We start from the raw sequence: 22956 nt of genomic DNA on the forward strand, positions 1-22956 counted from the left end.
GGGAGAGGGTGTGCCGGCTAACTACGCCCCCGGCAGATCCAGGATGCGCTTGGCGACGATGCCGAGCATCACCTCGCTGGTGCCGCCTTCGATCGAATTGGCCTTGGTGCGCAGCCAGGCGCGGGCGCGGGCACCTTCTTGGCTGCGCTCGCTCTCCCATTCCAGCGCATCGATGCCGCCGGCCGACATCAGGATCTCGTGGCGGCGCTTGTTCAGCTCGGTGCCGTAGTACTTCATCGCCGACGAGAACGCCGGATGCAGTTGCCCGGCCTTGGCGAGATCGACCGCCCGCTCCGCCGCACAGGCCAGCGCCGCCTCGTCGACATCGAACGTGGCGATCTGGCCGCGCAGGATCGGATCATCGAGCCGACCCTTCTCGTCGGTGCCGAGCGAATCCGCCGCGACCTGACCGAGCGGCCGGCCGCCGTCGCGGCCGCCCATCCCGGAGATCATCGCTCGCTCGTGCTGCAGCAGATACTTCGCCACATCCCAACCGCGGTTGATGGTGCCGACGACGTGCGACTTCGGTACCCGCACGTTGTCGAAGAAGGTCTCGCAGAACGGCGACTTGCCGGAAATCAGCAGGATCGGCTTGGTCGTCACGCCCTTCGAGGTCATGTCGAACAGGATGAAGCTGATGCCGTCATGCTTCTTGGCGGTCGGATCGGTCCGCACCAAACAGAAAATCCAGTCCGCGTAGTTGGCGTAAGACGTCCAGATCTTCGAGCCGTTGATGATGAAATCGTCGCCGTCGCTCTCGGCGCGGGTCTGCAGCGACGCAAGGTCGGAGCCGGCGTTCGGCTCGGAATAGCCCTGGCACCAGCGGATTTCGCCGCGCGCGATCTTCGGCAGATGCTCGGCCTTCTGCTGCTCGTTGCCGTATTTCAGCAGCGCCGGCCCGAGCATCCAGATGCCGAACGAGGACAGCGGCGAGCGCGCGCCGATCGCCGCCATCTCTTCGCGCAGGATCTTGTGGCGCGCACCATCGAGCCCGCCGCCGCCGTATTGCGTCGGCCAGTCCGGCACCGTCCAGCCCTTGTCGCGCATCCGCTCGAACCAGACTTTCTGCGCCTCGGAGGCGAATTTGGCGTTGCGGCCGCCCCAGAAATTGTCCTCGTCGCCTTGCATCGGCGTGCGCATCTCGGCGGGGCAATTGGCCTCCAGCCAGGCGCGGGTCTCGGCGCGGAATGTATCGAGATCGGTCATGCGGTTTCCATCCACATTTGCGCCGGCGCGTTGCACGCCGGCGATGCATTTGTTGGCGGCGACCTTGGCGCGTCGCGCGGTGGAATTCAATATCCGTCTCGGGCGGCGGTCTTGCGGCGATGTGCTAGGGAACGGAGCCCCGACAGCCAAAGAGGACAACCGAGGATGCGCCTGAATCTGCTTTCGCCTGGCGAAATGAGTGCCGAGCAACGCGCGATCTATGATGAGTCGATCGCCAGCAAGCGCGGCAGCCCGCCGCCGCCGATGATGGCGTGGCTGGCGAGCCCGGAGATGGCCCGGCATGCCACCCGGCTCGGCGCCTTCCTGCGCTACGACACCTCGCTGACCGCGGCGGAATCCGAACTCGCCATCCTGGTCACCGCGCGGCATTGGACCGCGCAATTCGAATGGTACGCGCACAAGAAGATGGCGCTCGATGGCGGCCTCGATCCCAATATCATCGACGCGATCCGCGACCGCCGCACGCCCACTTTCGACGATCCGAAGGCGCAGGTGATCTACGACGTCGCCCGTGCCTTGCATGAAGCCAAGGGACTGCCGCAGCCGCTGTATGACGAAGCGATGCGACTGCTCGGCGAGCGCGGCCTGGTCGAAGTGATCGGGCTTTGCGGCTACTACACCATGGTGTCGATGACGCTCAACGCCTACCAGTTCCCGCTTCCCGACGGCGAGACGCCGGAACTGGCGTAAAGCAGTCCTTTGGGATACGCCGAGGACGCGCGCTCCGGATGACCACAGAAACGGTTATCTTCGCCTCGGTCGCACCATGATCAGCGCTGCAGCGGCGAGCTGCAGCGCGATGCAGCCGACGAAGGGCAGCGTGTAGCTGCCCGACGCGTCGCGCAGCAGGCCGATCACACCGGGGCCGAACGCATAGGTGACCTGGTTGATCGCGGTGTTGAGCGCCACCAGGATGCCGAACGAAGACGCCGGGAATTCGCGCTGGATGATCAGCGCCGGCAAGGTGATCAGATTGCCGACCGAGAAGCCAAACAGCGCGCAGGCGACCAGCAGCAGCGTCGCGTCGCGAGTGGAGATGATCACACCCAGCGCCACCGCCTGGCTGGCGAACGACAGCGCCGAAACCAGACGCTGATTGAGGCGATCGATCACCACCGACAGCGACACCCGGCCAACCACCGCCATCGCGGTCAGCAGCGACATCGCCACCGCGGCACGCTCCCGTCCGATCAGCGGATCGAGATAGGCGATCAGGTGGACGATGAACCCGACCTGCGCGAACAGCACCAGTGAGAATCCGATGGTGGCGGTCAGAAAACCGAGGTCGCGTAGCGCGCCGCTGCGGATCGCGCCGGAGGACAGCGCCCGCGGCACGGTGGCCGCCGCTGCAGCACTGGAGAGATGCGGTGGCGGCGCGACCACGATCGCGACCAGCGGCATCAGCAGCACCACCGCGGCGATCGCCGCCGCCGTGGTTGCCCCGGTGAAACCGAGCGCGCCGATCAGCGACACCAGCAGCGGCACGCCGGCGATGCCGCCGAAGCTGGCGCCGTTCAGCGCCAGGCTGATCGCCATGCCGCGGCGCTGGTCGAACCACAGGCCGAGCGTGTTGGTGATCGCGCCGAGACTGGTGCCGGCCCATCCGACCGCGAGGATCGCATCCACCGCATAGAGCTGCCACGGCGCGTCGATGCGGCCGAGCAGCACCGTGCCGAGCGCCATCGCCGCAATGCCGCCGAGCAGGCAGGCGCGCGCGCCGATGGCGCGGATCACATCGCCGACGAACGCCACCAGCAGCGCGCCGGCGAGATAGAAGAAGGTGGTGGCAGTCGCGATCTGCGACGATGGCCAGCCATGCAGTCGGGCCAGTTCGGCGAGGTACACGCTCTGGCCGTAGAAGCCGAGCCCCCAGCCGAAGGTGGCGACGATGAAGCACACCACGACGATCCGCCAACCGCGATAGCGGAACGAGGTCTCGTCGGGAGAGGGAGCGGTCACCATCGGCGGCGGCGAGCGCGGCCGGTCGCACGCGACGGCATTGCTTCACTCCCTGTCCCGGTTCGAGGCCGGACGTGTTGTTGCGCGGCTCAGACGCCGCGATCGGATAGTTCACTGGCGGCTTCAGCCACCCGTTTCCGGACTTTCGACCAACCGGTGATCGCCAGCACGATCAGGCCGAGCAGCACCGGCGGGAACACCGCGAGATTCACGGTGGTCCAGCCGTAGTTCGCCAGCAGCTGGCCGGACGAGAACGAACCCAGCGCCATCAGCCCGAAGATGATGAAATCGTTGAACGCCTGAACCTTGTTCTTCTCGCTCGGCTGATGCGCCTCCAGCACCAGCGCCGAGGCGCCGACGAACGCCAGATTCCATCCGACGCCGATCACGAACAGCGTCGCCCAGAAATGCGGGGCAGTGACGCCGAGCAGGCCGATCGACGCGCCGAGCGCTTCCAGGATCAGGCCGGCCGCGACCACGCGCGGCGCGCCGAATTTGGCGATCAGCGAGCCGGTAACGAAGCTCGGCGCGTACATCGCCACGATGTGCCACTGCAGGCCGAAATTGGAATCGCCGACACTCAGGCCGCACATCTGCATCGCCAGCGGCGCCGAGGTCATCACCAGATTCATCATCGGATAGGCAATGGCACCGCACAGCGCCGCGGCGATGAAGCGCGGCTGCCGCACGATCTCCAGCAGTGGCCGGCCGCCGGCCCGCTCGGCCGGCTTCGGCTTGGGCGCATCGACGCCCCACAGAACCGCCATCGCGATCAGCGCGATCGCCGCCTGCACCACATAGGAGAATGCGAACAGAAAAGGCTGCCAGACGTCCATGGTCCACTGCACGAGCTGCGGACCGAGCACGCCGGCGAACACGCCGCCGGCCATCACCCACGACACCGCCTTCGGGCGATAGGCAGCGCTGGCGCCATCGGCGGCGGCGAACCGATAAGACTGCGACACGGCGGCATACAGCCCGCCGATGAATGTCGCGATGCAGAACAGCAGGAACGAGCCGTACAGGATGGCGACAGCACCGAGCACGCCGGTGAGCGCGCCGCAGCCGGTGCCGATCATGAACGAGACGCGGCGACCGTAAACCCGCGCGATCCAACCGGTCGGCAGCGTGCCGGCGGCAAGGCCCAGCACGTACATCGACAGCGGCACGGTCGCGAGCGACATCTCCGGCGCGAGCTGCGCGCCGATGATCGAGCCGGTCGCGAAGATCACCGCGGCGTTGGCGCCGGTCAGCGCCTGCGCCGCGACCAGCCGCACCACGTTGGAACGGGCACGGGCATCGTCTTCGACGATGTCGTTGGCCGTCGCATCGACCATCGGCAGGGATTCTCCTCGCACCGGCCGACGACGGCCGGCGATTGCGCGCGCATCATAGGGCCGAGCGGTGCGTGATCAACCCGCCGGGCCACCGGCTGTCGCATGGGCCTCCGCCGGTTTTGCCCGTACAAACACCAGGATCAGGTTGTTGGCCGGCATCTCGACGATCTCGCTCAGCGCCAGACCGGCGCCGGCCGCGAGCTTTTCCAGATCCGCAACATCGCGGACACCCCATTCCGGATTGGCGTCGCGCAGGCTGGTGTCGAACACCGCATTGCTGAGCGCGGTGTGCTTGCCGTCCTGCTTGAACGGTCCATACAGCACCAGCATGCCGTCCTGGCTTAGCAGCCGTCCGGCGCCAGCCAGCAGCCCTTCGGCGACGCGCCACGGCGCGATGTGGACGACGTTGGCACAGAATATCGCCAGCAATGGCCCGGACTCCGCCCCGTCGGCCGGCGCCACCGACCAGGCGGGATCGGCCAGGTCGATCCGTTGCGGCGGCCGCAGATTGGGCAGCGCCGCATGAGCGCGCCAGGCGGCAATGCTCTTGAGGTGCTGGTCGTTGACGTCGCTCGGCCACCACACGATGTCCGGATGCTCGCGCGCCAGCGCTGCGATGTGCTGGCCGGTGCCACTGCCGGCTTCGAGTACGTCGCCCTGTCGCCCGGCGAGCAGCCGGGCCAGCACGGTGCGGATCGGCGCATCGTTGCGATGAAACGCGGCGGCATCGAGCCGGCCGTCGGGTTCGACCCGCCGCCCGTCCTTGCCGAACTCCACCACGAACTCCGCCATCACCACCTGCCGCATCCACTATCGTGCGAGGTGTACAGACCCGCCTGTTACACGCAAGTCACAGCTCGTCACAATCCGACCACGATTGCACCTGTTCGCCGCCATGGGCGAATTGACTCGCCAATTCCGCGACTTCTAATGGCAGTGACGGTTCCCGAGAGGGATGAAAAGGGAATACGGTGCGGACGCAGACACTTTCGCGTTCTAGGCCGTAGCTGTTCCCGCAACTGTAAGCGGATCGTCTTTCGTCGGATGCCACTGGGAACCTCGGTCCTGGGAAGGCGACGGAAGATCAACTGCGAGCCAGGAGACCTGCCGTCATTCGTGGTCACACGCGAAGTTGCCGGCCGGGAATTGCAGGCATTGTCTTCACCGCTTTCGAAAAGCTCGGTGAGACCTCGTTCGCTGTGACGTGCCACAGACGTCAGCCGAGGTTGAACCGAATGCAATCCCGACCCGCCGCGCCGCGGCCTTGCTCCGCACTTTCACGCGCGCTTCTCGCCTCCACCATCCTGGTGCCCGCGCTCTCGCTCGCCACGCCTGCCGCCGCGCAGGACGTGCTGCCCGAGATCGTCGTCAGCGCCACCGCCACCGAAACGCCGCGCGAGCAGGTGGCCAGCTCGGTGACCGTGATCACCGCGGATGATCTCGCCCGCTATCAGCAGCGCACCGCCGCCGACGCGCTCAGCATGGTGCCCGGCCTCAATGTGGTGCGCACCGGTGGCCCCGGCGGCTCGACCGCGATCTTCATGCGCGGCACCAACTCCAACCACGTCAAGGTGCTGATCGACGGCATCGACGCCGGCGACCCGAGCAAGCCGAACGGCGCTTATGACTTCGCCAACCTGCTGACCTCGGACATCGAGCGGATCGAAGTGCTGCGCGGCCCGCAGAGCGGTCTGTACGGCTCGGACGCGATCGGCGGCGTGATCTCCGTCGTCACCAAGCGCGGCAGCGGACCTGCCAAGCTGACCGGCTCGATCGAAGGCGGCTCGTTCGGCACCTTCAACCAGACTGCGCGCGCCGCCGGCTCGCAGGACAATTTCGACTACGCCTTCAACGTCGCGCATTATCGCACGACCAGCCTGCCGGTGACGCCGCTCAATCTGCTGGCCCCGGGCCAGCAACGCAACAACGACAACTACGACAACCTGACCTATTCGACGCGGCTCGGCGTCCGCGCCAGCGACGAACTCGCGTTCAACTACGTCGCGCGCTACACTGACGCCCACAAGGGCTTCACCGGCGACGACTATTCGCGCTATCCGAACTCGTTCCCCGAGACGCTGCAGAGCACGACCGCAAGCCGCGATTTCATGACCCGCGGCGAAGCGGTCTGGTCGCCGCTCGGCAATTTCACCAGCACGTTCGGCGTCAGCTACAGCAACGAGTGGAATCGGACGTTTAATCCGAACCCGGATTTCACCACCAACATCTTCACCTTCGCCACCGGCATATCGCCGCCGAGTTCGTACACCGGTGAACGCACCAAGTTCGACTGGAAGGGCGTGCTCGACGTCGGCTACGGGCAGAAACTTGTGGTCGGCACCGAACGCCAGGACGAGACGATCCGGACCAATTCGGTCGGAGACTATGATTTCGCCGGCAACTACCAGCAGAAGACGCTGCGCGCCCGCACCGGCAACACCGCGGGCTTCGTCGAATTGCAGTCGGAGTTCACCAAGAACTTCTTCCTGGTCTCCAACGTGCGCTACGACGACAACGACAGCTTCGGCGGACACTCGACCTGGCGTGTCGCGCCGGTGTTCATCGTGCCGACCCTCGAGACCCGGCTGAAGGCGACCTACGGCACCGGCTTCAAGGCGCCGACGCTGACCCAGCTCTATGTCAACAACCCGGCCTACGCGACGATCGGCAACCCGGCGCTGAAGCCGGAGACCAGCAAGGGCTACGACGTCGGCTTCGAACAGCCGCTGTTCGCCAACCGCGTCGTTTTCGGTTCGACCTACTTCAACAACGAGATCAACGATCTGATCAACTCGACCGGTTACGACGTGACGATCGGTGGCTACAGCTACAAGAACATCGGCATGGCGCGCACCTCGGGCGTCGAGTCGTTCGTGTCGTGGCAGGCAACCGAGACGCTGCGCTTCCGGGTCGACCACACCTATACGCACGCCATTGACCAGACCACCGACCAGAAGCTGCGGCGGCGTCCCGACAACAAGGTGACGATGGCGGCGATCTGGAATCCGGTCGAGCGCGCCACGGTGTCGGCGACCGTGCTCTACACCAGCTCGTGGGTCGACTACGACCGGTTCGGCACCACGCTGCTCGACGCGCCGTCGTTCACCACCGTGAACCTGGCGGCGAGCTATGAGGTCGATCCGCACGTCACCGTGTTCGGCCGCATCGACAACCTGTTCGACAAGAAATACGAGGTGCCGGTCGGCTTCCTGCAGCCCGGATTCGGCGCTTTCGCAGGCGTCCGCGTCACCAACTAGCGACCATCGTGTGCGGCCGCCGCCGCACCAGTCGGCGGCGGACGCCATGTTCCCCGCACACGGGCTCATGCGCGAAACCAATGTCGAAGAGCCTCCGAATGTCGAAAGGCTGTTCGGAGGCTTTTTTCGTGCTATCACGCCGCCTCCCGAATTGAATGCAATTGAACTGGAAGAATGACGAACGACGACGATCACCGCGCTGGCAGCGCCGCTGAAGGCGACGGCGGCAAGACCGAACGCGACGCCGCGGCAAAGGCGGTCCTGGACAACATGGCGCGCCTGCGCGCCCTGCGGCTCGCCCGCGAAGCTGCGATGCCGCAATCGGCGACATCGAGCAAGACCAAGCGAACCAGAACGGCGGCCTCCCCCACCAAGCGAGGCACCAAGAAGGTCGAAGACGACAAGCCGCGCCCCTTGTCGGAATGGCTGGCCGACCAGCAGAGCTCAGGTCGGCGGACCTGATCGCGACGCAACGCATCGCACTGCGGCATCGCACGATGCGAAAATTGCGTGCGGGCCTTGACGAACCAGTCTAGTCTTGGGTCGTCGTCGCAGTTGAACTGAGCTGACAACAACGCTGGCCGCGTGTGCGCCTTCGGACCACCCGCGCCGGCCATTACGGAACCGAGAGCCAATGATCGGCTTCCTACGCAAGCGGTCCAAGGCCGCTGCTCCCAAACGCGACAAGAAATCCGGCAATAGCGAGGGGAAAGGCGAAGCCAAGCCCACGCCGCCGAATCCCGCGCCTGCCCCGGACGACGATCTGTACGAGACCGGCGACATCTGCGCGCCGTCCCGCGATCGCGACGACTATACCAAGGATCTGTAACAGGCCGGCGCACGAGACGGCGCATCAAGCCTGTTGACCAAATCCTTGATCGATCCGCGCCAGCGCCGCCACATCGAGCAGATGATCGCCCCAACCTTTCGCCGCCAGCGCTGCGGCCCGACTTGGCTGGGCGAGCAGGATCAGGGCCGTTGCGGCCAGCGGCACCGCGCTGCACCAATCCTGCAGCACAGCGGTCAGCTCCTCGGCGCTGCCCACATAAGGTGTCTGCCGCAGCATCAGTCGCGCGCACTCCCGCATCACGTCACACCGCGTGCCACCACCCAGCGCACAGCCGAGCAGCACCTGCATGCCGAGATGGCTACGGACACCATCCCGCGACGGCGCGGCCACCGGCGGATGTTCGCCCAGCGACAGCCGCAGCAGCAGATCGACGAGGTCGAGCCCCGCAAGCTGCGCGCTCATCGGCTCGACCAAGCGCGGATTGCAATCGATATAGAGCGGCCGCGCATCGTTCGCCGGCCGGATCAGATCGAACGACAGCGCGCCGTGCCAGCGGAGGGCGGCGCCGATCGTGGCGACGTCTTGACGAATCTCATCGCTCCGCGTGCTGAGCTTACGCGCCGGTCCGCCGCCCGCCCCTGATGCGGCCTGTCGATAGGCGTGCAGCGCCAGTAGTGCGCCGCGATCGAACACCGCCTGGGCATGCTCGATCCGGCCCGCAACGAAATCCTGCACCAACACCTCGCCGGCAAATCCATCGGCTGCGACCAGCTCACGCACCGCCCGATCGAGCGTCGGTTGATCCAGCGCCTGCCAGACGCCGCGGCTGGCGGTGCCGACCGAGGTCTTGATCACGCAGGGAGCGCGAGCGGCCTCGCGCAGTTCGGCCTCCGAGGTCACGATCCGGGTCGGCGGCTGCGGCAGACCGAGCGATTCCAACAACCGGCTGAAGCCGGCCTTGGTCACCGCGGTGCGGTAGCTGGCATACGGCGGCAGTGCCACGCCGGTTTGCGCTGCGATGCGGTCGGACGCGCGGGCGAACACCAAGCCTTGCTCGTGGATCGGCAACAGCACATCGAACCGGCGCGTCGCCAGCAGGTCCGTTACGAAACCGAGATAGCCGGCGGGATCGCGGCGCAGCGGCGGGCAGCGATGCACCGCACACACAAAGCGCGAGAACCTGCCGAGACAAAGCGGCGATGGATCGCAAATCTCGACGTGATGTCCGGCGAGGCCGAGCACGGTGATCGCTTGGCGCGCCGAGGTGCTGCCGCCCTCGGACAGCAGCACACGCAGCCGGCGATGTGCGGGAGTAATCATCGCGTCGCTACTGATACTCCCTGATCCCATCAGGCGTCAGTCTAGCAGCACTTAGTCCGTTTCACGAAATTTGTGCAGATGCGAGCGGCCTGCGCTGCTACGTCACCACGTAATTCAATTGAACCGCAGCGGTTCTCGTGAGACCGTAAGCAAGATCGCACCGCAAACAACAAGCTCGGGCGATCGACCTTCAGCCCGCACCGCAGAGTGCGGCTTTCAACGAGAGGAAACACATTTGTCCATTCGCACCTCGCTCCTCCTGGCCAGCGCTCTCGCGCTCGCTGCAGCTCAGCCTGCTTTCGCCCAGAAGCAATACGGCCCCGGCGTCACCGACACCGAGATCAAGATCGGCCAGACCATGCCGTATAGCGGCCCGGCCTCGGCCTATGGCGTGCAAGGACAAGTCCAGAACGCCTATTACGCGATGATCAACGCCAAAGGCGGCGTCAACGGCCGCAAGATCAATTTGATCAGCCTCGACGATGCCTATTCGCCGCCCAAGACGGTCGAGCAAACCCGCAAGCTGGTCGAGCAGGAAGAAGTGCTGGCGATCGTCGGCACCGTCGGCACGCCGACCAATTCGGCTACTCAGAAATATCTCAACGCCAAGAAGGTGCCGCAGATCTTCATCTCGACCGGCGCGGCGAAGTGGGACGATCCGAAGAACTTCCCGTGGACCACGCAGCTCTACCCGCCCTACCAGATGGAGGGCATGATCTTCGCCAAATACCTGCTGAAGAACAAACCCGACGCCAAGCTCGGCGTGTTCTCGCAGAACGACGACGCCGGGAAGGACTACGTCAAAGGCCTGAAGGACGGCCTCGGCGACAAGGCCAAGACGATGATCGTCAAGGAGGTCACCTACGAGGTCACCGACCCGACCGTCGACTCGCAGATCGTCGCGCTGAAGGCGTCCGGCGCCGATACGCTGTTCACGATGGCAACGCCGAAGTTCGGCGCGCAGGCGATCCGCAAGGTGCATGAACTGAACTGGAAGCCGCTGAACTTCGTCGTCAGCGTCGCCAGCTCGATCAAGGGTGTTCTCGAGCCGGCCGGCAGCGAAGCTTCCACCGGGCTGCTGACCGCTCTTGCGATGAAGACCCCGACCGATCCGCGGTTCGAGAACGACGCCGACGTCAAGGAATTCAAGGACTTCCTCGCCAAGTCGTTTCCGAAGGGCGACATCGCCGACAGCAGCGTCGTGATCGGCTACATCTCGGCCTACATGACGGTGAAGACGCTGGAAGCCTGCGGCGACAACCTGACCCGCGACAACCTGCTGAAGCAGGCGACCAACATCAAGCCGACCGCGGCGCCGCTGCTGCTGCCGGGCATCAAGATCTCGACCCGTCCGGACCGCTACGCGCCCTACACCCAGATGCAGATCGCGCGGTTCGACGGCAAGAGCTGGGTGCCGGAAGGCGAAGTGTTCAACACCGACGCGGCGAGCCAGTAAGCCGCAGCAGCGCAACACATTAAACGACGTCATGGCCGGGCTCGTCCCGGCCATTTCCATTTTTGGATCATCTGAAGTTGGCGAAGGCGCCGAAGCTCGGCACGCCACCGAGCGAACTCAGGCCGGCTTGCGGAGTCCAAGAGACACCGGCTCGGCGCTGCGCAGCAGCCTTGCCCGTTCGGTGTTCGGCCACAGCAGCACCAGGCCGGCGATGCCGGAAACGATCAGCACCGCGCCGTTGATGGCGTAGCCGACCACGTAACCGTGCAGCAGCGAACTGGCGTGCTGCAGCACGCTGCCCATCACCCAGGGCGCGATGATCCCCGCCAGCGTGTACAGCGCGCCGTAGATCGCGATCGCGGCGCCGCGCTGCGACACCGGGGCGAACTCGGCGATCATCGGCGGACACACCACGTAGATCGAGCCGCACAGGCCGGAGCCGACCACCAGGGCGACGATCTGCGCAACGGGACTGTCGATATAGGGCAGCATCAGGATGATGGCGCCGCCGACCAGGAGCGGGGCCGCACCGAGCACGCCGCGCGCTATCCGGCTGGAGACGCCGCGCTGCATCAGCCGCTGCGACAGCCAGCCGGTGAACAGCACAACGCAGGCGCCGAACACCCACGGCGTGATCGAGATCAGCCCGGCCTGATGCTGGCTGAACCCCAGCCCCTGGATGATGAAGGTGGTGAACCAGGTCAGCCCAAGCGACAGTGCCCAATAGGCGCCGAAGGTCGCCAGCACGCAGCCGATGAAGGTGCGTGAGGTCAGCAGCCGGGCGTAGGGAATTCGCACTTCGGCTGCCGCGACCGCAGGGCTAGGTACCAGCGGCCCCTCTTTGCCGAGCGCGAGCCACGCCACCGCCCACATCAGCCCGACGATGCCGAGTGCCGCAAACGCGTAGTGCCAGGAGTGATTGACGATGATCCAGTTCAGCGCCGGCACCGCCAGGATCACACCGAACGCCGAGCCCTGCGACAGGATCGCGGTCGGCAGCGTACGCTGATGATCGGGAAACCATTTGTAGATCGCATGCGCCGCGACCGAGAACGCCGGCCCTTCACCGGCGCCGAGAATGATGCGGCAGATCACGAAGGTTGCGAACGAGACGTCGCCGACCATCGGAAACTGCGCCACCGCCCACACCAGCGCCAGCGCCAGCAGCACCCATCGGGTCTCGACGCGATTGACGACGAAGCCGACGACGATTGCGGCGATCGAAAACAGGAAGAAGAACGACGAGCCGAGCAGGCCGAATTGTTCGGGCGAGAGCTTCAGCTCCTGCATGATCGGCACGCCGGCGAGACCGACGACGATCTTGTCGGCGAAGTTCACCACCATGAAGAGAAACAGCAGGAAGGTAATCCTCCAGGCACCCTGCGGCGTCGGCTGCGCGGTCACGGCGTGCTCCCTGGATCGTGTTTGATGGCGCGCTTAGTGCGAACCTGTTGCAATGCTGCCGCTGTTCCCACGCGAATGCAATCAGGGATTCGCTGCCGCCGCGCTTGCGTGCATCGCAACCTTGTTTGCGGCGCAGCAGCGTGTCGTCTTGAGTGACCGGCGCCGCGCCCCATATCCTTCAGGCCAATGACGACAGACTGGAAGGCAAGAATGACCGGATCGCGCCGGCGCGTGCGACGCGCTGTGATCGCCACGCTGCGCGGACTGCGCCCATGCTGATCGTCTCCGGTCTCACCAAATCCTATGTGTCCGGCCAGGACCGCGTTGCGGTGCTGCGCGGCGTCGACCTCGCGGTGCAGCCGGGTGAAAGCGTGGCGCTGACTGGCGAATCCGGCAGCGGCAAGTCGACCTTGCTGCATCTGATCGCCGGCCTCGACCAGCCCGATGGCGGCGCCATCACGTTCGGCGAAGAAACGATCTCGACGATGCCGGATGCCGAGCGCGCCGCCTTCCGCCGCGAACGGCTCGGCCTGGTGTTTCAGCAGTTCAACCTGATCCCGAGCCTGACCGTCGCCGACAATCTGGTATTCCAGGCTCGCCTCGCCGGCCACCATGATGAGGCGTGGCGCAGCGAGCTGATCGAGCGGCTGGGGCTCGGCGCCTTGCTGAAGCGCTACCCCGAGCAACTCTCCGGCGGCCAGCAGCAGCGCGTCGCGATCGGCCGCGCGCTGGCGATCAAGCCGCTGCTGCTGCTCGCCGACGAGCCGACCGGCAATCTCGACGAAGCAACCGCCGACGATGTGCTGGCGCTCGCCACCGATCTGGTCCGCCGTACCGGCTGCGGCTTCCTGATGGTGACGCACAGCGAACGTCTCGCCGGCATGCTCGACCGCAGGGTGCATCTGCACGCGGGGCTGATCCATTGAGGCGCGCGCTGTGGATCCTCGCCGTGCTGCTCAGCCACTGGCGACGGCATCCGATGCAGCTCGCGACCCTGGCGATCGGGCTGATCTCAGCGACTGCCTTGTGGAGCGGCGTGCAGGCGCTGAACGCACAGGCCCGCACCAGTTACGACCGCGCCGCCGCGGCGCTCGGCGGCAACCGCACCGCGACGCTGGTGGCGCGTGACGGCGGCAGCTTCGCACAGCAACTCTATGTCGATCTGCGCCGCGCCGGCTGGCAAGTATCGCCGGCGGTCGAAGGCGCGATCCGGCTGAGCGGCCGGTCGCTGCGGCTGCTCGGCGTCGAACCGCTGTCGCTGCCGGTGGAAGCCCGCACCGCGCCGGCGCTCGGCACCGGCGATCTTCAGGGCTTCATCCTGCCACCCGGCCAGACGCTGATCGCGCCGGAGACGCTGCGCGAATTCGGCCTGGCTGAAGGCGCCACGCCTGAGCTGCCGAACGGCCAGCATCTGCCGCCGTTGAAGCCGCAGGCCGAGATCGCCCCCGGCGTGCTGGTGGTCGATATCGGCCTTGCGCAGAAGCTGCTCGACATGCCGGACCGGCTGTCGCGGCTACTGCTCGGCAGCAAGCCAAGCGGTTCGCGTCCGCCGCTGCGCGACATCGTCGGCGATAGACTGCAGCTCGATCAGCCGGATGCAGCCACTGAACTCGAGCGCCTCACCGACAGCTTCCACCTCAACCTCACCGCGTTTGGGCTGCTGTCATTTTTAGTGGGGCTGTTCATCGTCAATTCGGCGATCGGGCTGGCGTTCGAGCAGCGCCGCCCGATGCTCCGCACCTTGCGGGCCTGCGGCGCCTCGGCGCGGCAGCTCAACGCCGTGATGGTGATCGAGCTGTGTCTGATCGCCCTGCTCGCCGGCCTGATCGGGTTGGTCTGCGGCTATTTGATCGCCGCGACGCTGCTGCCCGACGTCGCCGCCACCTTGCGTGGCCTGTACGGCGCGCAGAATCCCGGCGAGCTGTCGCTGCGGCCAGAGTGGTGGCTCGCCGGCATCGCCATCAGCATTCTCGGTACTCTCGCGGCGGCCTCCGCTGCGCTGGTCAAGGCGGCGCGGCTTCCGGTGCTCGCCGCCGCGCAGCCTTACGCATGGCAGCAGGCGCAGTATCGCTGGCTGATCGTGCAGGGCGCAGCCGCACTCGCGGTGTTCGCCGCCGGCTTCGGATTCCTGTGGTTCGGCGATTCGCTGCTGTCGGGCTTTGCGGTGCTTGCCGCGATCCTGCTCGGCGCCGCGCTCGGACTGCCGGCGATCCTCGGGCTGGTGCTGGCGCTCGGCGAGAAGCTGGCGCGCGGACCGCTGACGACCTGGTTCTGGGCCGACAGCCGGCTGCAGCTATCCGGTCTGTCGCTGGCGCTGACGGCGCTGCTGCTCGCGCTCGGCGTCAATGTCGGCGTCGGCACCATGGTCGAGAGCTTCAGCCGTACCTTCCAGCGCTGGCTCGACGGCCGGCTCGCCGCGGAGGTCTATCTCAATGCGGCCACCGATCAGCAGGCGACCGAGATCAAGGCTTGGCTGAAGGGGCGTCCCGAAGTCAGGTCTCTGCTGCCCGGTGCTCGTGCCGAGGTGAAGCTGCAGGGCCAGCCGGTGGAGCTGATCGGCTTCGCCGACGATGCGACCTATCGTGATCACTGGCCGCTGCTCGAGCACACCACAGATGTCTGGGACCGCGTCGCACGCGGCGATGCGGCGCTGGTCAGCGAACAGCTGTGGCGCCGGCTCGGCGTCAAGCTCGGCGACCGCATCGTAGTGCCGAGCGACCGCGGCCCGTGGCCGGTCGAGGTGGTGGGGATCTATGCCGACTACGGCAATCCGCGCGGCCAGCTCGGCGTCGCGTTCGGCGCGCTGGTGACGCATTTCCCTGATGTAGCCAAGACCAGGTTCGGGCTGCGGGTCGATCCTGCAAAAGTGCCCACGCTGATCGCCGAGCTGCGCAGCAGCTTCGCGCTCGGGGAGCGCAGCCTCGCCGATCAATCGACCCTCAAGGCGATCTCCAAGCAGATCTTCAGCCGCACTTTCGCAGTCACCACCGCGCTCAACGCTTTCACGCTCGGCATTGCCGGCGTGGCACTGCTGACCAGCCTGCTGACGCTGGGCGCCTCGCGGCTGCCGCAGGTCGCGCCGCTGTGGGCGATCGGCATCACCCGCCGCCGGCTGGCGCTGATCGAACTGACGAAGACGCTGGCGATGGCAGCGATCACCGCGCTGGTGGCGCTGCCGCTCGGCCTGATGGTGGCGTGGTGCCTGATCGCGGTCGTCAACGTCAAAGCGTTCGGCTGGCGGCTGCCGTTCGAGGTGTTTCCGTTCGAACTGGCGAAGCTGGTCGGCGTCGCGCTGCTGGCGACGCTGTTGGCGGCGGCGCTGCCGATCCTGAAGCTGATGCGGATGCAGCCGGCGCGATTGGTGAAGGTGTTTGCCGATGAGCGCTAGGGACCGGATCAGCCGCCGCGTCTTCACCGTCGGGCTTGTTGCTGCATCTCTCGCCTCACCGCGGGCGTGGGCGCAGGGCTTTGCCGGCCTCGGCAGCGACGCCGGCGGATTTGCTCCTGTGGTGCCGGGCCGCACGCTGGCGTTTCCCGACGACCATGGTCCGCATCCGGATTTCCGGATCGAGTGGTGGTACCTCACGGCCAATCTGAAGGATGCTGCCGGCAACGCCTATGGGGCGCAGTGGACCCTGTTCCGCCAAGCCATGACGCCGGGCCCGCAACGTGACGGCTGGGCCAACCAGCAGATCTGGATGGCGCACGCAGCCGTCACCAGCGCCGACATCCATCGTTTCGCCGAGAAGTTTTCGCGCGGCGGGGTGGGCGTCGCAGGGGTCGAGGCCTCGCCGTTCAAGGCGGTCATCGACGATTGGGCGATGCAGGGCGATCCATCGCTGGTGCCAGTGACGCTGTCGCCGCTCGAGGTGACCGCGCGCGGCACCGATTTCAGCTACGCATTGCGGCTGAGTGCCGATCGGCCGCTGGTGCTGCAGGGCGACAACGGCTACTCGCGCAAGTCCGAGCGCGGCCAGGCTTCGTATTACTACAGCCAGCCGTATTTCACCGCCTCCGGCACGCTGACGCTCGACGGCCGCTCCATTGCGGTCGAGGGATCGGCCTGGATGGACCGCGAATGGTCGAGCCAGCCGCTCGCTTCCGACCAGACCGGCTGGGACTGGTTCTCGCTGCATCTGTCCTCCGGCGAGAAGGTGATGCTGTTCCGGCTGCGGCAGCGCGACGGCAGCAACTACTTCGCCGGCAATTGGATCGGCGCCGACGGCCGCTCCATGCCTCTTTCACCGGATCAGATTCGGCTCGAACCGCTCGGCGTCACCACGATTGGGACGCGCCAAGTGCCGACGCGCTGGCGCGTGGCGGTCGCCGGGCATGACCTCGCGATCGAGACCACGCCGCTCAATCCGAAAAGCTGGATGGGGACCAGCTTCCCGTATTGGGAAGGGCCGATTGCGTTCAACGGTAACCGGAGCGGCTTCGGGTATCTTGAGATGACCGGATATTGAGTTCAAGCTGCGCACAACCGGCGGCCATCAAGCCGGGCAAGAACGAACCTAGTCTGGGAGCCCTTGGATGTTTCATTACACCACGATCGCCACCCTTCTGGCGTTGATGTTCTATTTCTACACCTCGGTGCAGGTCGCGCGCGCGCGCATGCTGTATGGCGTCAAAGCGCCGGCGATCTCCGGCCACCCGGATTTCGAGCGGGTGTTTCGCGTGCAGGCCAATACGCTGGAATGGATGCCGATCTTCCTGCCGTCGCTATGGCTGTTCGCGTACTATCTGAGCGACGGCTTCGCGGCCGCGGCGGGCGCGGTGTGGATCATCGGGCGGATTCTCTACATGCTGGGCTATGCCGAAGCCCCCGAGAAGCGCGGCCTGGGTTTTGCGGTGCAGATGGTGGCGACCGCCTTCCTGTGGGGTGGTTCGGTGTACGGCGTCGTGCACCAGATGTTGGGGGCTTGAACCATCCTCCGTCACGGACGTCATGCGCGGGCTTGACCCGCGCATAGCCGGCTCCCTCTCCCGCTTGCGGGAGAGGGTTGGGGTGAGGGCGCCCCAGGCAGTGAGTTATCGATCGCTGAGAGGAGTGCCCTCACCCGGATCGCTACGCGATCCGACCTCTCCCGCAAGCGGGAGAGGTTGCACAACGCTCGGCGCAACCGACTCAAGGCAAAGCCGGCGCCCTTGCGGAGCGCCGGCTTTCATTTCAGAGGCTCGATCGAGCGCTTACTTGGTGAGCGGGCAGCCGCTCTCGGCCGCGGTGGGGAACGCCTTGTCGCCCGGCACAGTGGCGAGCAGCTTGTAGTAATCCCACGGCTTCTTCGACTCTTCCGGCTTCTTCACCTCGAACAGATACATGTCGTGGACGAAGCGGCCGTTGGCCAGCACCTTGCCGGACGCGAACGCGTCGTCGACCGGGAGTTCCTTCAGCTTCTTGGCCACCGCATCGGTGTCCTTGGTGCCGGCGGCCTTCACCGCCTTCAGATAGGACAGCGTTGCCGAATAGGTGCCGGCCTGGATCATGCTCGGCATCCGGTTGGTGCGCTTGAAGAAGCGCTCGGCAAACTCGCGTGATTTGTCGTCGCGGTCCCAATAATAGGCTTCGGTCAGCACCAGCCCCTGCGCCGCCTTGAGGCCGAGGCCGTGCACTTCGGCGAGCGTCATCAGCAACCCAGCCAGCTTCTGGCCGCCGGCGACGATGCCGAATTCGGAGGCCTGCTTGATCGAGTTGGCAGTGTCGAGGCCGGCATTGGCGAGACCGACCACCTTGGCCTTCGATGCCTGCGCCTGCAGCAGGAACGAGGAGAAGTCCGACGAATTCAGCGGATGCCGCACTGAGCCGAGCACCTTGCCGCCGCTCGCCAGCACGATCTCACTGGTGTCCTTCTCCAGCGCGTACCCGAACGCGTAGTCGGCGGTGAGGAAGAACCAGGTGTCGCCGCCGGCCTTCACCAGCGCACCGCCGGTCCCGACCGCGAGCGCATGGGTGTCGAACGCCCAATGGAACCCGTAAGGCTGGCAGGCATCGCCGGTGATCCGCGAGGTCGCGGCGCCGACCACGATGTCGATCTTCTTCTTTTCCCTCGACAGATCCTGGATCGCCAGCGCCACCGACGACGTGGTGAGCTCGGTGATCATGTCGACGCCGTCGACGTCGTACCATTTGCGCGCGATCGCCACGGCGTTGTCGGGCTTATTTTGATGGTCTGCGGAGATAAGCTCGATCTTCTGCCCGAGCACTTCGCCGCCGAAATCCTCGACCGCCATCTTGGCGGCTTCGAGCGACCACTTGCCGCCGTAGTCGGCATAGACGCCGGACTGGTCGTTGAGGATGCCGATCTTGACGCCCTGCGCCGAGGCCGGCGTGACGGCAACGAGGGCAGTCGCCGCGAGCGCGGCGGAAAGAAGTTTGAGTTTCATGACGTGCCTCCCAGTGTTTTGGTTGGCGCGCAGCTTAGTTAGGAAAATTGCCGCTGCCCAGCGGATTGTGCAGCAACGGCAGTGGTTACAGAGCGTCGAATTTGTAAGCCGCTTGCAAGAAGGTTCCATAGCGCTCGGTGCGCGCCGGCTGGGTCTGACAGGGACACTCCGTGCCGAAGATATTGGTGTAGGCGTTGGTGGTCGCCCACATCGCCCAATACCGCGCACCGGCGCCAACGCTGAAAGCGCTGTTCAACTGATACGACAGGATGGCTTCGAGCTGAACGCCCTGCCCGGTGCCCTGCGACGGCGAGACCTTGTCGGGGACATCCGTCCGCAGCAAATGCGTGTCGGTTCCGAAGGTCTTCACATAGGGCAGATAGGCCGCATCGGCCGAGAGCTTGAACCCGCGACCGAGCCCGAACTCGCCGTTCAGGCCAACCCGCAGCGAGTGCCAGGTGTCGTTCTGGGTGATGCCGAGAACCGTAGCCGAGATCGGCTGCGCGCAAACCAGCGACGTAGCGCCCGCGGTCTGCACACAGCCATAGGCCGATTTGTTCTCGCGATAGTAATTGTAGCCGACGAAGCCACCGAACTTGTAGTCAGGTCCACGCAAGAGATTGTAGCCGACATCGAGCGTCGCGTAGGCGATGCTGCCCTTGACCGGATCCGACAGCGTATTCGAATAGGGGATATGCTTAGGGGCGATCCAGTCCTCGTCGTTCATATGTCCACTCAGCAGGGTGCCGCCGCCGGCGAAGCCCTTGAGGAAGGTATCGTAGGGACCATCGACGCGACCGAATGCCTCGCCCGAGGCGGCGGTGCTTTGATAGGTCAGCCGCGAGATCAGGACATTCTGAGTGCCCTGATCGACCGTCGCGCCGAGATCCTTCTGGAAGCGCCCCGAACTGTACCAGACGCGACCGCCGACCTCGACCGCGCCGCGTTCGACGACATCGATCCCGGCTTGGGAGCCGCGCAGATGATAGTCGTCGAAGCGTGCGTCGACATCGCCGCCGAATTTGAGGTTGAGGCCGACCTTCACCGCATGCAGGTCCTGCTCGATCTTGCTGGTGCCGGGCGGCGTGGCGAAAAGACCGACGCCCGGCACCAGCCGTTCGCTGCCCGGCGTCGCCATGTCGCGGCTGCCGAAATCGGCGTAGTTGTATTCGAGCTTCACCGACCAGGCCGGCGCGAGCGCCCGTTCGATGCCGGCACCGACGGTCCAACCCCAGCGACCGTCATTGAGGGCGGTCGAATTGCCGAGCGGATAGCCGACGGCGATGTCGAGCCGTTCACTCAGGAAAGCCGCGCCGCCTTTGGCGTAGAGCAGCGTGCGGCCGGCTGGGCCGGTGATAAATCCGGCACGGCCGGTCAGCGTCGCCAGTGCATCCTGGCGGACGCGGCAATTGGACGAAATGAACAACCCCGACGACGCCATGCAGGTGTTGGTGCCCTTGGCGTTCATCGAACTGAGATCGGCCTCGACGCCGATCAGCCAATTTGCGCTCGGCTGATAGTTGTAGCCGACCTGGATGCCGGCAAGTGCCGCCGGGCTGCGAACACTGCCGCCGTAAAGACCGGCACCGGCAGGGTCGCTGAAGCTCGACGAACCGAAGCTGCCGCCGACATGCACGCCCCAATACAGGCCGGCCCAATTCCACGACACCGGTGCGACCGGCATCAGCGGAGGAAAGCGCGGCATGTCGGCCGCTGCGGCCGGCGAAACTACCGTCGCGAGCATGGCAGCGGCAACAAGGACTCGACTCATGGCAACACACTCTGCTCGGCACAACGACGCCGAGCAGAGTGCGCGCCAGGGATTAAAAAAGTGGTAACCCTGTTTGTTAGCTAGCTGCTAACCATGTGCAACCACGCCACGCAGCACCAGCCGGTTGAGCCGGCTGGCAAAGGCGGCGGGATCTTCGGGCAGTTCACCGTCGAGGATCTGCGCCTGCTCCAAAAGCAGGAAAGCAAGATCGGCGGCTTCCGCCTTGTCGGTCTTGGTATCGCCGAGCGTCGCGACCAGCGGATGCTGCAGATTGATCTCGAGGATCGGCTTGGAGCCGGCGCCCTTGTTGGCGCGCGCCAGCAGCTTCTCGAGCTCCCGATCCGGCCCCATGCCGCCCGCGACCAGACACGATGCGCTCGACGTCAGCCGCTGCGAGGCTTTGACGTCGGACACGCGATCGCCGAGCGCGTCCTTGATCACCGCGATCACGGTCGCCTCATCGGCCTTGGCCTCGTCCTTCTTGTCCTTGTCCTGATCCTGCTCAAGCTTCGGAATCAGGTCGAAATTGACGTCGCCCTGGCTCAGCGACTTCAGCGGCTTGCCGCCGAAATCGAGCTGCGCGGAGGTCCAGAACGCATCGACCGGATCGGTCAGCAGCAGCACTTCGATGCCGCGCGCGGTGGCTGATTCCAGCTTCGGGTTGGACTTCAGCCGTTCCAGCGAGTCGCCGACCAGATAGTAGATCTCGGTCTGGTTCTCCTTCATCGCCTCGACATACTGCTTCAGCGAGCGCTTCTCGCCGGCCGTGGTGGTGAAGCGGGCCAGCGACAGCAGCTTCTCGCGGCGCTCGAAGTCTTCGTACAGCCCTTCTTTCAGCACCGGGCCGAACGCGTCCCAGATCTTGGTGAAGTCCTCCGGCTTCTTGTCGGCGAGGCTTTCCAGCTCGCTGATCACCTTGCCGGTCACCGCGGTGCGGATCTGCGCGAGCTGCGGATTCTTCTGCAGCATCTCGCGCGACAGGTTGAGCGGCAGATCCTCGGAGTCGATTACGCCGCGCAGGAAGCGCAGATAGGGCGGCAGCAGCTCGGCTTCCGAGGTGATGAAGACGCGGCGGACATAGAGCTTGATCTTGCCCTTGCGCTCCGGCTCGAACAGATCGAACGGCTTGGTCGACGGCGCGAACAGCAGCACCGCATAGGACTGCCGGCCCTCGGCGCGATAATGCAGCGTCATCGCCGGCTCGTCGAAGGCGCCCGCGATCTGCTTGTAGGCCTGCTTGTAGTCGTCCTCGCTCAGCTCCGACTTCGAGCGCTGCCACAGCGCGCTGGCCGAATTGATCTGGCGCGGCTCGCCCTCTTCCGGCACCAGCTCGATCGGGAACTGGATGTTGTCCGAGTACTCGGTGACGATCCGTTCGATCTGCCAGTCTTCGAGATATTTCGACGCGTCAGGCTTTAGGTGCAGCACGATCTCGGTGCCGCGCTCGACCCGCGCTGCCGCCTCTTCGGACGCAGGGGCGATCTCGAAGCCGGCGCCGCCGGCGGACGTCCAGGTCCACACATCGTTCGAGCCGGCGCGGCGGCTGGTGACGGTGATCTTATCGGCCACCATGAAGGCGGCGTAGAAGCCGACGCCGAACTGGCCGATCAGGCCGGCACTGTCCTTGGTCTCGGTAAGCTTGGAGATGAAGGATTTGGTGCCGGACTTGGCGATGGTGCCGAGATTGTCGATCAACTCCTGACGGTCCATGCCGATGCCGTTGTCGACGATCGTCAGGGTGTCGGGCGCCTTCTTCGGGATGATCCGGATCTTCGGCTCACCGCCCTTTTCCATCAGCTCGGGCTTTGCGATCGACTCGTAGCGCAGCTTGTCGAGCGCGTCGGACGCGTTCGAAATCAGCTCGCGCAGGAAGATGTCGGTCTCGGAATAGACCGAGTGCACCATCAGGTTCAAAAGCTCGGCCACTTCAGCCTGGAACGGCTTCGTCTCGCTGGCGGTATCAGTCATGGTCATGGCGAATGTCGCTGGTCCTGGAGAAGGAATGTGAGGGAAAACCGGGATATAGCGCTGTCGGGCGCGATGGCAAGATC

At 65.6% G+C, this 22956-nt stretch carries 18 protein-coding genes and 1 riboswitch; of the genes, 9 read left to right on the plus strand and 9 right to left on the minus strand.

Annotated elements, in window-relative coordinates; all coding sequences use genetic code 11:
• Window positions 1-21: 21 nt before the first annotated feature.
• Window positions 22-1206 (minus strand): acyl-CoA dehydrogenase family protein, encoded by a 1185-nt coding sequence (locus LRC39_RS24380; RefSeq protein WP_107346758.1) that lies wholly within the window; start codon window positions 1204-1206, stop codon window positions 22-24.
• Between the two features lie 165 nt (window positions 1207-1371).
• Between LRC39_RS24380 and LRC39_RS24385 the strand changes: the two genes are divergently transcribed.
• Window positions 1372-1917, plus strand: a complete 546-nt coding sequence (locus LRC39_RS24385; RefSeq protein WP_346295921.1) for a carboxymuconolactone decarboxylase family protein — start codon at window positions 1372-1374, stop codon at window positions 1915-1917.
• A 54-nt stretch (window positions 1918-1971) separates the two neighbouring features.
• Here LRC39_RS24385 and LRC39_RS24390 read toward each other — a convergent pair whose 3' ends face one another.
• From LRC39_RS24390 to LRC39_RS24400, 3 genes are all read right to left on the minus strand, one after another.
• Window positions 1972-3189 (minus strand): MFS transporter, encoded by a 1218-nt coding sequence (locus tag LRC39_RS24390; protein ID WP_346295922.1) that lies wholly within the window; start codon window positions 3187-3189, stop codon window positions 1972-1974.
• Window positions 3190-3275: 86 nt separating this feature from the next.
• Window positions 3276-4523, minus strand: a complete 1248-nt coding sequence (locus tag LRC39_RS24395; RefSeq protein WP_346295923.1) for an MFS transporter — start codon at window positions 4521-4523, stop codon at window positions 3276-3278.
• 75 nt (window positions 4524-4598) lie between these two features.
• On the minus strand, window positions 4599-5315 hold the full coding sequence (locus LRC39_RS24400; RefSeq protein ID WP_346297555.1) for a DUF938 domain-containing protein: 717 nt from the start codon (window positions 5313-5315) through the stop codon (window positions 4599-4601).
• A gap of 131 nt (window positions 5316-5446) precedes the next feature.
• Window positions 5447-5649: riboswitch (cobalamin riboswitch) on the plus strand.
• 109 nt (window positions 5650-5758) lie between these two features.
• Here LRC39_RS24400 and LRC39_RS24405 point away from each other — a divergent pair.
• From LRC39_RS24405 to LRC39_RS24415, 3 genes are all read left to right on the plus strand, one after another.
• Window positions 5759-7780 carry a TonB-dependent receptor plug domain-containing protein gene (locus LRC39_RS24405; RefSeq protein ID WP_346295924.1) on the plus strand — a complete coding sequence of 674 codons (2022 nt, stop codon included), beginning with the start codon at window positions 5759-5761 and terminating at the stop codon, window positions 7778-7780.
• Between the two features lie 174 nt (window positions 7781-7954).
• Window positions 7955-8242: a hypothetical protein gene (locus LRC39_RS24410; protein ID WP_107346332.1), complete on the plus strand. Its 288-nt coding sequence runs from the start codon at window positions 7955-7957 to the stop codon at window positions 8240-8242.
• Window positions 8243-8414: 172 nt separating this feature from the next.
• Window positions 8415-8609 (plus strand): hypothetical protein, encoded by a 195-nt coding sequence (locus LRC39_RS24415; RefSeq protein ID WP_164571050.1) that lies wholly within the window; start codon window positions 8415-8417, stop codon window positions 8607-8609.
• 24 nt (window positions 8610-8633) lie between these two features.
• On the opposite strand, the gene LRC39_RS24420 is transcribed toward LRC39_RS24415, so the two are convergent.
• On the minus strand, window positions 8634-9890 hold the full coding sequence (locus LRC39_RS24420; protein WP_346295925.1) for a hypothetical protein: 1257 nt from the start codon (window positions 9888-9890) through the stop codon (window positions 8634-8636).
• 235 nt (window positions 9891-10125) lie between these two features.
• On the opposite strand from LRC39_RS24420, the gene LRC39_RS24425 reads away from it, so the two are divergent.
• A complete protein-coding gene (locus LRC39_RS24425; RefSeq protein ID WP_346295926.1) occupies window positions 10126-11346 on the plus strand; it encodes an ABC transporter substrate-binding protein in 1221 nt (406 codons plus the stop codon).
• Window positions 11347-11463: 117 nt separating this feature from the next.
• Here the strand turns inward: LRC39_RS24425 and LRC39_RS24430 are convergent, their stop codons facing one another.
• The gene (locus LRC39_RS24430) at window positions 11464-12750 is read right to left on the minus strand and encodes an MFS transporter (protein WP_430624913.1); all 1287 of its coding nucleotides are present in this window, start codon (window positions 12748-12750) and stop codon (window positions 11464-11466) included.
• A 272-nt stretch (window positions 12751-13022) separates the two neighbouring features.
• Between LRC39_RS24430 and LRC39_RS24435 the strand changes: the two genes are divergently transcribed.
• The 4 genes from LRC39_RS24435 to LRC39_RS24450 all read left to right on the plus strand — a co-directional run bounded on the left by LRC39_RS24435 (window position 13023) and on the right by LRC39_RS24450 (window position 17676).
• A complete protein-coding gene (locus tag LRC39_RS24435) occupies window positions 13023-13676 on the plus strand; it encodes an ABC transporter ATP-binding protein (RefSeq protein WP_346295927.1) in 654 nt (217 codons plus the stop codon).
• Window positions 13673-16138, plus strand: coding sequence for an FtsX-like permease family protein (locus LRC39_RS24440; RefSeq protein WP_346295928.1), 2466 nt, complete (start codon window positions 13673-13675; stop codon window positions 16136-16138). Before LRC39_RS24435 ends, LRC39_RS24440 begins: the two co-directional genes overlap by 4 nt.
• Window positions 16128-17216, plus strand: coding sequence for a lipocalin-like domain-containing protein (locus LRC39_RS24445; RefSeq protein WP_346295929.1), 1089 nt, complete (start codon window positions 16128-16130; stop codon window positions 17214-17216). The genes LRC39_RS24440 and LRC39_RS24445 overlap by 11 nt, the downstream gene beginning before the upstream one ends.
• A gap of 67 nt (window positions 17217-17283) precedes the next feature.
• Window positions 17284-17676 (plus strand): MAPEG family protein, encoded by a 393-nt coding sequence (locus LRC39_RS24450; protein WP_346295930.1) that lies wholly within the window; start codon window positions 17284-17286, stop codon window positions 17674-17676.
• A 264-nt stretch (window positions 17677-17940) separates the two neighbouring features.
• Here LRC39_RS24450 and LRC39_RS24455 read toward each other — a convergent pair whose 3' ends face one another.
• From LRC39_RS24455 to htpG, 3 genes are all read right to left on the minus strand, one after another.
• A complete protein-coding gene (locus tag LRC39_RS24455; RefSeq protein WP_346295931.1) occupies window positions 17941-19134 on the minus strand; it encodes an ABC transporter substrate-binding protein in 1194 nt (397 codons plus the stop codon).
• Window positions 19135-19219: 85 nt separating this feature from the next.
• Window positions 19220-20905: an outer membrane beta-barrel protein gene (locus tag LRC39_RS24460; protein ID WP_346295932.1), complete on the minus strand. Its 1686-nt coding sequence runs from the start codon at window positions 20903-20905 to the stop codon at window positions 19220-19222.
• A gap of 87 nt (window positions 20906-20992) precedes the next feature.
• A complete protein-coding gene (gene htpG, locus LRC39_RS24465; RefSeq protein WP_346295933.1) occupies window positions 20993-22879 on the minus strand; it encodes a molecular chaperone HtpG in 1887 nt (628 codons plus the stop codon).
• Window positions 22880-22956: the final 77 nt, after the last annotated feature.

This window comes from Rhodopseudomonas sp. P1, assembly GCF_039642825.1.
Taxonomy (GTDB): Bacteria; Pseudomonadota; Alphaproteobacteria; order Rhizobiales; family Xanthobacteraceae; genus Rhodopseudomonas; species Rhodopseudomonas palustris_H.

Excerpts from the sequence above, each read along its gene's own strand:
- LRC39_RS24380 (WP_107346758.1), bottom strand. The coding sequence starts at position 1,206 with ATGACCGATCTCGATACATTCCGCGCCGAGACCCGCGCCTGGCTGGAG.
- LRC39_RS24385 (WP_346295921.1), top strand. The coding sequence starts at position 1,372 with ATGCGCCTGAATCTGCTTTCGCCTGGCGAAATGAGTGCCGAGCAACGC.
- LRC39_RS24390 (WP_346295922.1), bottom strand. The coding sequence starts at position 3,189 with ATGGTGACCGCTCCCTCTCCCGACGAGACCTCGTTCCGCTATCGCGGT.
- LRC39_RS24395 (WP_346295923.1), bottom strand. The coding sequence starts at position 4,523 with ATGGTCGATGCGACGGCCAACGACATCGTCGAAGACGATGCCCGTGCC.
- LRC39_RS24400 (WP_346297555.1), bottom strand. The coding sequence starts at position 5,315 with ATGGCGGAGTTCGTGGTGGAGTTCGGCAAGGACGGGCGGCGGGTCGAA.
- LRC39_RS24405 (WP_346295924.1), top strand. The coding sequence starts at position 5,759 with ATGCAATCCCGACCCGCCGCGCCGCGGCCTTGCTCCGCACTTTCACGC.
- LRC39_RS24410 (WP_107346332.1), top strand. The coding sequence starts at position 7,955 with ATGACGAACGACGACGATCACCGCGCTGGCAGCGCCGCTGAAGGCGAC.
- LRC39_RS24415 (WP_164571050.1), top strand. The coding sequence starts at position 8,415 with ATGATCGGCTTCCTACGCAAGCGGTCCAAGGCCGCTGCTCCCAAACGC.
- LRC39_RS24420 (WP_346295925.1), bottom strand. The coding sequence starts at position 9,890 with ATGATTACTCCCGCACATCGCCGGCTGCGTGTGCTGCTGTCCGAGGGC.
- LRC39_RS24435 (WP_346295927.1), top strand. The coding sequence starts at position 13,023 with ATGCTGATCGTCTCCGGTCTCACCAAATCCTATGTGTCCGGCCAGGAC.
- LRC39_RS24445 (WP_346295929.1), top strand. The coding sequence starts at position 16,128 with ATGAGCGCTAGGGACCGGATCAGCCGCCGCGTCTTCACCGTCGGGCTT.
- LRC39_RS24450 (WP_346295930.1), top strand. The coding sequence starts at position 17,284 with ATGTTTCATTACACCACGATCGCCACCCTTCTGGCGTTGATGTTCTAT.
- LRC39_RS24455 (WP_346295931.1), bottom strand. The coding sequence starts at position 19,134 with ATGAAACTCAAACTTCTTTCCGCCGCGCTCGCGGCGACTGCCCTCGTT.
- LRC39_RS24460 (WP_346295932.1), bottom strand. The coding sequence starts at position 20,905 with ATGAGTCGAGTCCTTGTTGCCGCTGCCATGCTCGCGACGGTAGTTTCG.
- htpG (WP_346295933.1), bottom strand. The coding sequence starts at position 22,879 with ATGACCATGACTGATACCGCCAGCGAGACGAAGCCGTTCCAGGCTGAA.